Below are 12,005 nucleotides of genomic sequence, written 5' to 3'. Positions count from 1 at the left end.
GGCAATTTTTTAGAATGGTAAATCTTCTTTCTCTGGAGCTTTATCAGCAGGGGCGGTTGGTAACTGTCCTGTCATTCTATTAGAAATAATTTTAAGTGTTTCAGTTGTTAATCTAGGTTCTGACCATCCTTTTGAGAAGCTAATATTTTCTGATCTTGGCCTTTTATCTTCCGGGAGGTGGTTGATTTTAATTTTAGACGGTAAAGCAGCAGCTTCACCAACAAATATTGCTTCTTGCTGTGAAAGTGCTGGTAAAGCAGCTACCAGACCAGACAATCCATCTGGTAAGAATTTTGACACATGCTGTTGATCGGTGGAGTTAGTTAATCTAAGGACTACCCATGACCCACATTGAGAAATAACAGTACTCTCAATATCGGCGGGGCGTTGGCTAACCAGCATAAGTCCAAGCCCATATTTTCGTCCCTCCCTTGCTATTCGTCTAATTGCTGACTGAGCCGCCGCATATTGTGCTTCTCCTTGATTAGGCACGTATCTATGAGCCTCCTCACAAACTAATAAAAAAGGATCACTATTTCTTTCTTCAATTGTTTGGAAAACTTTATATTGAAAAAGCAATCTTGCTATAGTTGCCGTGAGTGGACCAGCTACTTCATTTGGTAACCCAGAAATATCAATGATTCGTATGTCTTTGTATATTCCGTCATCTTCAATCTCACCAACTAATTGCTCTAAAACCACCTCTAGTGATATATCGGATTTAGGGGTCCAATTTTCCATCATGAAAGATATTCTTGGATCTCTCTTTAATACGGATATCTTATCTAATATAGATTTGAACTTGTCTGAAAAGTTGGTGTCAGTTTCTCTTTCTACTGTAGTGGATTTGGATTTAAATCTAGAAGCTTGCACAAATCTAATGTGATTCTCAAATTCCTGTAAAGAGAATGGAATAGGTTTATCTGAATCAAATGAAATTATTTCTTCAACAGAATGACCTACCGCCGGTCTTGGCTCATCATGAGATAATCCATCATCAGGAGGTGCCCATGAGTAATTTGTTGGCGATGCATCGGTTATACCTAAAGTTACCATTCTAGCGTATGAAAGAGCTTTGAATATTATGTTGTTCTGTGATGTTGCCTCTTTTTCAGTTTTACCAATAATAAGTGTTCTGAATTCGTCACTAGACATTAACCAGTATGGGAGTTTTATATTTTTTTTATCGTTATTGTTTTCTAATGCGCTATATGCTTGATAAATAACTCCTCTGGTTTTAAAAGCATTACCATATTCATCATGCGGATCAATCATTATAATTCTTGGAGATAAACGTTTAGTTTTAATACTTGTATGATCAAGTATGCTATGTAGCAGTGTTGCCACTGCTCCGGATTTACCCGATCCCGTTGAACCTAAAACAGCACAATGGAGTCCAAACAACTTATCAATGTTGGCTCTACAAGGAATAGATGTGGCGCTTGTATAATGGGCAAAGGGAACAAGTGGGTCACAATCATCATTCCTCGAGCCTTCAGCTGCTGTAAATAATTCTGATGACTCAGAATGTGTCATTAAATATATCCCTTGTTTAGGGAGTGGATAAATTTTAACTCCTCGATTAAATGTTAATTTATGATTGGTAGGAGACCATTGCCCATGTGCGAATAGTTCAACCTCCATAATTCGTTGGTCTGCTTCAGGAGGAATGGGGAGGGTATCTGGCTGCAATTCATCAGATCGCATTCTTAACAAGGTAACGAAAGCAAATATAACATTTCTACCGAAATGAATTTTTACAATGCTACCTAGTTGACCAATGGCATACACCTTGCCCGCGTAACTTCTGGTTAGTTCTTCAACATTATTTGATAATTCAACTCTTATTTTAGTTCCTGAAACCTCAACGATATGACCAATTTTCAGCTCATCCACAGGCTTAAAATTCATTAGATAACCCCTTCTTTTAATACCTTAGTCATTCCTGAGAATGTCCACCAATCATCATATTCCTCTTTTCTCTTTATTGCCGGTCTGTCAGCAACATATAGTCCGTTTTGAGTAGCTATATAAATTCTGTCTCCCCAAAGACCATTTCTCCATTCTGTTAACACTGTAGGAAGTTGATTGTCTGCTTCTTGGCAAAAAGCTAGAATTATGGTTTTATTATTTGGATTGCTCATAGAAAGATAAATCTCTTGATTTATATGCTCATCTCCAAAGCTATAACCGCATATAATTAGAACATGATATGATAATGTAGATAATGATTTTCTGAATAGGTCAAATTGAGAGGAGAATGGATCTTTTTGAGTTGCAATATATTTTGTCGATTGAGGGTAAATGAGAACCCTATTATTTTTTATTGGGTATGTGTCTTTGTCTCTTACGCGCCATAATGAACCATCTTCATGCTGAAACCAATCTATTGAACCATGCATTTTTATGACGTTAGCTTTTGCTTCACTAGTGGGTTCACTCTGGCCATATTTATAAGATCTATATGCTACGGCTCCACCACTAAAACCATCCCAATAAGGAATTCTATTTAACGCAAGAGCATCTTCCAGTAACGTATCATAGTTAGTGGTGAATAATCTAATTGGGCGTCTTCTTTCATTCACCCCTGCTCTTAAGCTATAAAACAAAGTTTGAATGAAATCAAAATGCTCCTTTATATCGACAATGTAATTATCTTTGTCGCCAATTTCTTTTTCGGGTGATTCAATATACCCAAATCGTATTGTATCAGCAATATGTTTGAGGATTTTGTTATGAATTTCTTCAATTTCTTCTAAACTGAAGTTTTCGCCACAAATATCAATTGTTTTTAAAAGCGTACGTGATGCAATTGCTGCATAGTCTCCTAGATGACTAAGTATATGTTCTATATGCAGGTCAGGAGAAAGTTGTGATTTTATTTTTTGGATCAAATTTAATGTGGCAGCATCATCGTTGACTAATTCTAGCACCCTATTTGTTAATGGGTACATAAGTGGAATTTTTGCTGAATAGCTTATTCCTGCACCTAGTAACCAATTTTGCTCTGGGCAGTTCAGTAGTTCTTGGAACTGCTCTAAATCATCTTCAATGTTATCGTCTTTCATTAGTAGTCCTTTATACGAAAATTAGTAATAACAATATTTTTATAACTATAGGGAATAACTGTAAGTATAACTACGTGAAAATGAGTATTGAATTAATATTCAATAGTTATCTTACACTTTGTTCAAGTGATAAAAAGAGCTAATCAACAATATTTTCGTGATAACAGTTACAGAACGAGGATGAGCAAAAAAATCTTAATTGAATAGATGCGGTAAGTGTCAACGAAGTTGTCATCCCTGACGTTCACTATGCGGCCTGCTTTTCTCGCTCCGGGTTCAGGGTAACCTCCGCTTTCCGCTGCCAGTTTCGCGTTCCCCGCGACCAGCGTTCCGGATGGCGCTCTCTCGCCGCACGGTACAGCATATCTCGCTGACTCAGTAGCGTACGGTCTTCACCATTATGCCGCTGCTCCGGCGTTACGTACCCGATACCGCTGTGACGGTGCTCTGCGTTATACCAGCGGGTAAATTTATCCACCCACTCCCGCGCCTCATCCAGCGTTTTAAAGCCCGACGACGGCCACTGCGGCACATATTTCAGCGTCCGGAACAGTGATTCAACGTACGCATTGTCATTGCTCACCCGCGGCCTGCTGTGCGACGGCGTGATTTTCAGCTCTGCCAGCTTTACCTGCAGCGTCTGCGACCTCATTGCTGCACCGTTATCTGCGTGCAGCACCAGAGGGTGTCGCCAGCAGCGTTCCCGTAGCACCGTCCTTTGCATCAGCACCGCTGCCTGCTCGCCGCTTTCCGTTTCACAGACTTCCGCGCCGGTGATTTTACGGCTGAACACGTCCTCAATCAGGTACAGATAGTACCAGCGCCCCCGTACCACCGACGGCAGCCAGGTGATGTCCCATGTCCACACCTGCCGCGGCCCCGTTGCGGTATATGTCCGGGGCGGCGTTACCCGTTCCGCCCGCCGCTTTCGTCCCCGGTAATGCACTTCGCCGTGACGGCGCAGTATCCGGTAAAAGGTCGACTCGCTCGCCAGGTAAATCCCCTTATCGGCCAGGCGGGGGACTATCTGTGACGGTGGCAGACTTGCATATTCCGCCTGATGACAGGTGTCCCGTATCTGCATCTCCTCCTCTGCGCTGAGGCGGTTCGCCGGAGCCGGTCTGATAGCTGCCGGACGCCCGTCCTCCGGGTGCTTTTGCCAGCGTCGCCAGGTGCGCAGGCTCAGATTGACCTCCCGGCAGGCAACGGCACACCGGGCTCCGGTGGCTACCGCTTCATTAATCCACACAATGAACTGCTGACGTTCATTCTTTGGGGTCAGTCGTCCCCGTCGGTTTCCCCGTAGTAATCCCTGAGCTTTTTTCGCAGCACCAGTATCGCGGCCGCCTCCGCCAGCGCTTTCTCCTTGCGGGTCAGCTCTTTTTCCAGCTGTCTGATGCGTTTCTGGCTCTGCTTCAGGGCTGCCTTATCATCCGGCACGGAGGTCTGCAAAAATGCCTGCTTCCACTGCGTCAGCTGCTCCGGATACAGTCCTTTTTTACGGCAGTACTCCGCCACCTCAGCTTCTGAAAGCGTGGCCGTTTCCACGATGGCGGCGAAGCGGGCCTCCGCAGGCCACTGTTCACTGCTCCTGTCTGCACCGGGCACCGGTTTTCCCTCCTGTTTAGCCTGATTACGCCAGTTATAGAGGGTAGCTTCAGATATTCCTTCCATCTGCGCAACGGCGGAAACGGTCATGTTGTAAGGAGGCAGCAGTTTTGCCATCACGCTGGCCTTTCGTTCGGGGGAAATACGTTTCATCTGTCACTCCATCACCCTCAGATTGATTTTTCAGAGGAGGTGACAACTATGCTGACACTGAGGGTCACTGACAGCCAGCGCAATGGGGATTTGATCCGTGCTTTTTGTATTTTCGTAACGTAAAAGGCTTATTCAACTATAAAGGATGTGCCGGATTTACTGCGATCTGTCGCTGAACACGCGAATTAAGCCGAAGAAATGACTGAAACGGGATAAACCCGAACTGCTGGCGGTGCCTGAAGCAGCAACGAATGCGGGCCAATGGATTTCATGCATGCCCGGTTGTCTGATGGCCGTTCTCTGCGCTGACTTAATATTATCGATGATTTCAATCGTGAAGTACTGGCTATTGAGGTGGATTTTCCCCTGCCGGTAAGTCGGATCGCCAGAACACTGTAACAACTCATTGAATGGAAAGGTAAACCGAAGTCAATACGATGCGATAACGGACCAGAATATACCGCAATATACTCATGTCATGGGCAGCACAGCAGAATATAGCCCTGCGTTTTATTCAGCCGAGTAAACCTCAGCAAACCGCTTATATTGAGCGATATAAGCGGTCAGTGCGTTATGACTGGCTGGGGCTGCACCTATTCACATCATTGAATGGCCTCACGCCGATGCAGAGTATTCAGTGAATGTCCTGATTCTACTTATCGCCTTCGTTAAAAATGGAAAGATTACCATTAACCAGAGTCTGCAACCGTTTTTCGTCCATCAAGTAGGCTGCTTTATCATGTTGTGTTGGGCAAACCAACATCAGGTCATCGCGCGATTTTAATTACATACTCATCATTTAATGTGCAAAACTGCTATCCTCTGCTTTTTGTCGCAGCTCTTGATTAAGGGCCTGAAGCTGTCCAAGATTAAGCTGGCTTATATCTTGCCCGTCTCCTCTCAGCAGCATATCGCTAAATTTTGTGACCATCGGGCCATCAAGATAAAACGCTTTCAGGTTATACTGCTTTTTCTCTTTTGGTGGAGAGTTAAGACGTATCACTGTGTCCTCAGGCAACGCCACATTCTGCACTCTGCAAGCCAGTATTAAGGTGGCAAGGTCAGCCATCGATTTTACTTCAATTTCTTTCAGCTTTCCCCCATTGGCTGTTCCTGTCAGCGGGTGATCCTTAGACTGATAGTTAAACATGGATGTCTTGTTAATAAGTGGTTTATGGATCGTGTGCGTTTTCAGATGATTAATCTTACTGAAACCAAAGACCAGTGGAATGGTTTGCCCATCGTTTAGCAGGTTGAGAAAAGGTAATTTACCGCCGGCCAGTTCATTTTCTATACGCTGGAAAGCGTTGGCGATCAGCGTACTTTCCTGCTCGCGGGTAAGCAGAGGGGAGCTATCAACAAACTTAATATGCCCCGGGATGCCGACATTTTGCAGGACTTGTTCAGGCGATTCATTCTCCAGCCTTGAGCCATTATTCGACAAGTGAGAAATCAGATTCTTATAGACAGCCTCTTCCAGATTATTGCTGCTTGTAAATGTAAGCGTTAAAACTGGATAGTTTTCCCTGGATTTAGCATGGTTGAACGCCTTGGCTAACCTGTAAAGGTCTGAACGTGTTTCCACCGTTGTGACTTTTATCCCTAGCCCTTTTGCATATATCCGCGGGTTTTGACGGAGTTTTTCGCGCGTTTCAAACTTGTCGGTCGATTCACGCGTGCGATCCGAGAAAAAAACCTTACCTTCAAGAGACTGCGAACCGCCTTTGGGATCGTTAACGCCGCCTTTCAGCATGCCGCTATGCAAGATTTCAAACCCCCACGGTGAACCGTGGAACGCTTCCGGTTTGATATAGCCTGGCGGCGCGCTGGGGTTCAGCGAGCCCAGCAGGCTATGGTAGAGCTTATCCCGTGCGTCATCGTCTATATCATGACGTTCTGCTAACGTGTCAATTGCAGATTTTCCATTTTGGTCCACGGCCACGGGCTTATGGCCTTGCAGCCTCAGTTCCTGGATCGTCGCCGCGTCATTTTGTGCTACGGCCTGGTGGAATATCATTGGATTAGAAAGAGGAATACGCATACTTTTCTCGTTTAACCACGGATATATTTAGGTGTACGCAGGGGAAAAAAGGTTCCGATTATCCCCACACCTTTGAGAATGATGCCATATAAGCGGTATTACGCTATTTCGGGTCCCGCGCAAGATCGTGGCTATGCCAGAAATGAGCAGGTGATACACGTGTTTGGATCGTTATGGAGGCTGGCTGTATTTCACGGTGGTGCGCTTACCGTTGCGCTTAGTATATCGAGTGATGAACGTTACGTTTCATGTGCCCTGACAGAGCGATTATCCGGGGTTCTCATTGCATACGGCGGAAACACCTGATGACAGGCAATGCTCGTCCGGAGCTGGAGAATATGCCCGTGAATAAAAAGGGGGAGACGCTCGCCAGTAGAGCTTCCCGGCATACTGAAATGGCGATGGATTACCGTGATAATACAAAAGTTCGCAGTCGCTCAATTGCACATCAGTGTGAGGAATAGATGTGCAGGTCGCTGGGGATATAGGCGATCTTCTGCGACCGTTATCCCGGAGCCGTATCTGACCCCGGGCTTATTGCCGCCGTTAAGCAGAGCTATCGGAGCTGGCTAATTCACTTTTGGAAAATCAACCAGGGTATCGTTGACGCGATTAATCATATTGGTGAACAAAATGGCGCTAACAGCGCTAATCACCTCGACGACCTGACGGTCGCTAAAGCCAGCGGCGCGGAACTGGGTAACGGTCTCTTCAGGTAAGGTACCATGCGTTGTAACCAGCGTTTTCACGAATTTCACCAGGGCATCAATATGCGCCTCTTCCGGATAAGCCCCCTGGCGTAACGCCTGCGTTTGTTCAAGGGTATAGCCTGCCATTTTACCCGTTAGGGTATGGGCCGCCAGGCAGTAATCACAGCCGGACGTTTCACTCACTGCAAGGTTAATCGCCTCCAGTTCACGTTTGCTCAGGTTGCTTTTAGCCAGCGTCGCGTTATGTTGAAGTGCCTGAGCAAGAATCTCGGGAGCAATACCGATAACCTGATAGGCATTAGGGACTTTACCCATCACACGTTTGATGGCGCCAAAAAGTTCTGCAGCCTGGCCTGTTGCATTATCTGGTTGAAGCGAAGTTAAACGGCTCATCATCATTCTCCTGTCAGTTTATGAGTTTCGCCGCATCGGCGATGGATTAATAATAGGCTCTCCGGTATCCGAGAGGCGGCGTTTTTCGTCTCGACTTTTTGTCTTATCGTCTCAGGAGTGATTATGGATAGCCTCAGCCAGTTGCTAGCCCTACTTGCCCCACGCTGCGTCGTTAATCTTCACTGTCGCTTTGGTGGCCAATGGGCGGCTGACCAGCGGCAACAGGCGCCGGGTGTGGTGCCGTGGCATGTGATCCTTCGGGGAGAAGCGCAGTTACATATCGCGGAGCAAACGGTACGGGTGCGTGCAGGCGATATTCTGATGTTGCCACATGGTTCTCCCCATCTCTTACAGAGTCTGGTGGAGTGGGGGCAGGTTGTGCCTGCGCTGAAGCAACACAACGGTATTCTGACCGAAGTGCGCACTGACGGGCCCGGATCCGTTGTTGAGGTACTGTGTGGTGAGTTTCATTTTGGACCAAACTATGGCTGGCTGTTTGCCGATGAGACTGAACTAATCCACCTGAAGACCGATGAGAGACAAGATTGCGATGAGCTTAATATCCTTCTGAGAATGCTGATCCGGGAAAGTTTGGGGGGGCTCCCGGGCGGTGCGACTATCGTCAAAGGTCTGGCCGATACACTCCTGGTGCTTGTTCTGCGTATTTTACTGTCATTACATCAGCCGCCCGCAGGGTTATTGCGTCTGATGAGTGATAAACGCCTTTTACCCGCCTTGCTTGCCGTCATTGCCGATCCTGCTTATCCCTGGACGATGGAAAATATGGCTGAACACTGTTTTTTATCCCGTGCAACGTTCGCCAGACATTTTGCTCATCGTTATCATCAAACGCCACAGGTCTGGTTATCTCAATTGCGTATGGCGCTAGCCTCAAGACTACTTCGTGATGAGCGTGAACTGACTGTTGATATTATTGCCGAGCGGTGTGGCTTTTTATCGCTTTCCTCTTTCGCTAAGGCGTTTAAAAAATGGTATGACCTGACGCCCGCTCAATACCGGAAAACAGTCTGACTCTTTGAAGGCTGTTACAGGCGATTATCTGATCAGGAATGTGCGGGCCACCTGAAGATTGCGGTGGCCCTTTGAGGGGAGATCAGGCTCCAGGGAAGATCCAGAGATGCTGTTCAGGTAACACCAGATGGCAATGTTGTGGATCGCGAACCTGAGTGCCGTAAGCGCGGATGACAACGTCATCGCCTGACGTTCGGAACAGGTACTCCCAGCGATCGCCAAGATACATACTGGTCAGCAGCGGGAGTTCAAGTTGATTTTCACCAGGGCCGTCGGCCAGTACAACACGTTCCACGCGAATGACTGCGATACCTTCCTGGCCCACCTGTACACCTTCGCCCGCTTGTCCCCAAAACGCCCAGCCGCGTCCTTCAATGCGGGCTTTATCGCCGCTGATTTCGCTGACTTTTCCGTGCAGGCGGTTATTACTGCCCATAAACTCGGCGGTAAACAGGGTCTTCGGCGAGCCGTACATCTCCTGTGGCGTTCCCTGCTGTTCGATTTTACCGTTGTTGAGCAGTAAAATACGGTCGGAAATCGCCATCGCTTCATTCTGATCGTGCGTTACCATTAGCGCCGAAAGACCGAGTTTAATGATCAGCTCACGCAGAAATACGCGGGCTTCTTCTCGTAACTTGGCATCAAGATTCGACAGCGGTTCATCAAGCAGAATGACCGGTGGGTTATAGACCAGCGCACGTCCAATCGCTACGCGCTGCTGCTGACCGCCGGAAAGCTGATGCGGGTGGCGCTTTGCCAGATGGCCGAGGCCCAGTTGTTCGAGTACATTCTGAACCCGCTGAGCAATCTCCGTTGATGACACTTTACGCAGCTTGAGCGGGTATGCGACGTTTTCGAATACGGTTTTATGCGGCCACAGCGCATAAGACTGAAATACCAGTCCCAGATTCCGTTCTTCCGCAGGGATTTCACTGCGTGGCGTGCCGTCATAAACTTTATTCTTGCCGATGATAATAGTGCCTTGGGTCGGCTTCTCAAGCCCCGCGACAGCACGTAATAATGTCGTTTTTCCACTGCCCGAAGGGCCCAGTAAGGAAACAACCTCACCGCGCTCCAGGTTCATGGATACGCCTTTTAATACCGGGTTATCACCGTAGGTTAGGTGCAGATTCTCGACCGATAATTCAATCATGTAATTTGACTCCAAAACGTAGGGCAATACCCAGACCTACCACCACCAGCAGGATGTTAATAAAGGAAAGCGCAGCGACGATATCAATCGCACCCGCAGCCCAAAGGGAAACCAGCATCGAACCGATCGTTTCAGTGCCGGGAGAAAGCAGGTAGACACCTGTCGAATACTCACGCTCAAATATCAGGAACATCAGCAACCATGAACCGATCAGACCGTAGCGTGACAGCGGAATGGTAACGTGGCGGGTAATTTGCCCGCGTGTGGCACCGGTGCTGCGTGCCGCTTCTTCCAATTCCGGCCCAACCTGCAGCAGTGTGGAGGAGATCAGTCGTAACCCGTATGCCATCCATACCACGGTATACGCCAACCAGACGCTGAAAATGGTACTGCGCAACGACCTTAGCCAAACGATCAGATTATCGCGGAGCCATTGCGACCAGGGCATATCCGAGAGCCATCCGGATTTCAGCGCATTATCGAGCCACATCGGCAGAAACAGGAACACCCATAAAAATGCCAGGCCCGCCAGTAGACCGGGAACCGCACGCGGCACCAGCACGCTGTAATCCAGAAAGCGCGTAGTGTTGTCGGGCTTGCGGTGCATAGCGATACCCACAAACAGATAACAGACAACCGCCAGAGCTCCGCCGATCACCCCGATAGCCATTGAGTTGACGATGGCTCGCAGTAGATTCGGTTGTGCCCAAATGGTACGGAAGGTGCCAAGCGAGAGCTCATCCCAGATTGAGACGCCGACGCCCCAATTGGAGATAAAGGCGCGCAGCATTACGCCAACCAGTGGTACGCCGATCGTGACTGTCAGCCAAAATGCGACCACTGCGCCAGCCACCCAGCGCCATTTTCCCAGCGGCAGGGCACGGGCCTGTGACGCTTTACCTTTAACCGTGACGAAACGGTTGGCGGTCCGCATCAGGCGCCGCTGCAGCATGACCAATGGAATCGTGATACAAATTAGCACGACGGCAACCGCTGCCATCAGATGATAAGAGGGGGTGCCGAGTTTATTGGTCAGTTGGTAAAGATAGGTTGCCAATACCATATTGCCTTCCGGATCGCCCAGGACCAGCATTAAACCAAAGACTTCCAGTCCGAGGAAAAACAGCAATACGATGGCATAAAGAATTGACGGGCGTACCATCGGTAAGCTAACCGCCGTCATAACTTGTAAGGGCGAGGCCCCGGCGATACGTGCGGCTTCTTCAACATCAGAACCCACGCTGCGTAACGCCGAGGAGATATAAAGATAGGCATGTGGAACATGGGTTAAGCCGGCAATCACCACAATGCTCGACATGTCATAGATATTCCAGGGCACAAAGCCAAAGAGCGATTGCGCCCATAGCGAGAAGAAGCCCACCGGCCCTGCAGCGACAACGTAGCCGAACCCCAGCACCATTGGTGAGACAAAAATCGGTACCAAAATCAGCGGCTCAATCACGCGTCTACCGGGTAAATCGGTGCGTACCATCAGGAACGCGAGAATACCGCCCAGTGGGATGGCTATCGCCACCAGACCAAACGCCAGAATAAAGCCACTTCTCAGTGCTTTATAGAAATCTGGATCGGTAAAAATGAACTCAAAAGACTCCAGGCTCCACACTTTTGACGGTGAAAAGAACGGTGCCGAGAGAAAACTCTGTATCACAATAAACGACAGCGGAATGTAGATAACCAGTGCAGTTATCAACACCACGATGCCGCGCGGCAAACTCTGCCACTTTCTGCGCAATGCATTCATGTCACATCCTTCGATTAACTACGCTGAATCGCGAAATCAGGCGAGCGACAAACCTGCGCGGCATATTGCGCCGCGCTTCGGTCCT

The 12,005-nt window shown here is 47.9% G+C and carries 9 protein-coding genes and 1 pseudogene; 3 read left to right on the top strand and 7 right to left on the bottom strand.

Annotated elements, in window-relative coordinates; genetic code table 11:
- Positions 1-9 precede the first annotated feature (9 nt).
- The 3 genes from J1C60_RS13800 to J1C60_RS13790 form a co-directional block, all read right to left on the bottom strand.
- Positions 10-1,911, bottom strand: a complete 1,902-nt coding sequence (locus J1C60_RS13800; RefSeq protein ID WP_128176706.1) for an ATP-binding protein — start codon at positions 1,909-1,911, stop codon at positions 10-12.
- Positions 1,911-3,068, bottom strand: a complete 1,158-nt coding sequence (locus J1C60_RS13795) for an SIR2 family protein (protein ID WP_128176708.1) — start codon at positions 3,066-3,068, stop codon at positions 1,911-1,913. Before J1C60_RS13795 ends, J1C60_RS13800 begins: the two co-directional genes overlap by 1 nt.
- 247 nt (positions 3,069-3,315) lie before the next feature.
- A protein-coding gene (locus tag J1C60_RS13790) for an IS3 family transposase (protein ID WP_445684478.1) occupies positions 3,316-4,829 on the bottom strand; the annotation gives its coding sequence in 2 pieces (ribosomal slippage) (positions 3,316-4,379 and positions 4,379-4,829; 1,515 coding nt in all).
- 57 nt (positions 4,830-4,886) lie between these two features.
- Between J1C60_RS13790 and J1C60_RS13785 the strand changes: the two are divergent.
- Positions 4,887-5,470, top strand: a pseudogene (locus J1C60_RS13785) (DDE-type integrase/transposase/recombinase); the annotation flags it as partial.
- A 158-nt stretch (positions 5,471-5,628) separates the two neighbouring features.
- Here J1C60_RS13785 and J1C60_RS13780 read toward each other — a convergent pair.
- On the bottom strand, positions 5,629-6,870 hold the full coding sequence (locus tag J1C60_RS13780; protein WP_128179235.1) for an ankyrin repeat domain-containing protein: 1,242 nt from the start codon (positions 6,868-6,870) through the stop codon (positions 5,629-5,631).
- A gap of 305 nt (positions 6,871-7,175) precedes the next feature.
- On the opposite strand from J1C60_RS13780, the gene J1C60_RS13775 reads away from it, so the two are divergent.
- Positions 7,176-7,334, top strand: a complete 159-nt coding sequence (locus J1C60_RS13775) for a hypothetical protein (RefSeq protein WP_164877317.1) — start codon at positions 7,176-7,178, stop codon at positions 7,332-7,334.
- 105 nt (positions 7,335-7,439) lie between these two features.
- Here J1C60_RS13775 and J1C60_RS13770 read toward each other — a convergent pair whose 3' ends face one another.
- Positions 7,440-7,973: a carboxymuconolactone decarboxylase family protein gene (locus J1C60_RS13770; protein ID WP_128179236.1), complete on the bottom strand. Its 534-nt coding sequence runs from the start codon at positions 7,971-7,973 to the stop codon at positions 7,440-7,442.
- A gap of 123 nt (positions 7,974-8,096) precedes the next feature.
- Between J1C60_RS13770 and J1C60_RS13765 the strand changes: the two genes are divergently transcribed.
- Positions 8,097-9,005, top strand: a complete 909-nt coding sequence (locus J1C60_RS13765; protein ID WP_128179237.1) for an AraC family transcriptional regulator — start codon at positions 8,097-8,099, stop codon at positions 9,003-9,005.
- A gap of 82 nt (positions 9,006-9,087) precedes the next feature.
- On the opposite strand, the gene J1C60_RS13760 is transcribed toward J1C60_RS13765, so the two are convergent.
- Both J1C60_RS13760 and J1C60_RS13755 read right to left on the bottom strand, forming a co-directional pair.
- Positions 9,088-10,158, bottom strand: coding sequence for an ABC transporter ATP-binding protein (locus tag J1C60_RS13760; protein WP_128179238.1), 1,071 nt, complete (start codon positions 10,156-10,158; stop codon positions 9,088-9,090).
- Positions 10,151-11,920, bottom strand: coding sequence for an ABC transporter permease (locus J1C60_RS13755; RefSeq protein ID WP_128179239.1), 1,770 nt, complete (start codon positions 11,918-11,920; stop codon positions 10,151-10,153). The genes J1C60_RS13760 and J1C60_RS13755 overlap by 8 nt, the downstream gene beginning before the upstream one ends.
- Positions 11,921-12,005 lie beyond the last annotated feature (85 nt).

Origin of the sequence: [Pantoea] beijingensis (genome assembly GCF_022647505.1) — a bacterium.
GTDB classification, from domain to species: Bacteria; Pseudomonadota; Gammaproteobacteria; order Enterobacterales; family Enterobacteriaceae; genus Erwinia; species Erwinia beijingensis.
Note: the sequence above shows the minus strand (reverse complement) of the source record. Positions and strands in the feature narration are given on the sequence as shown.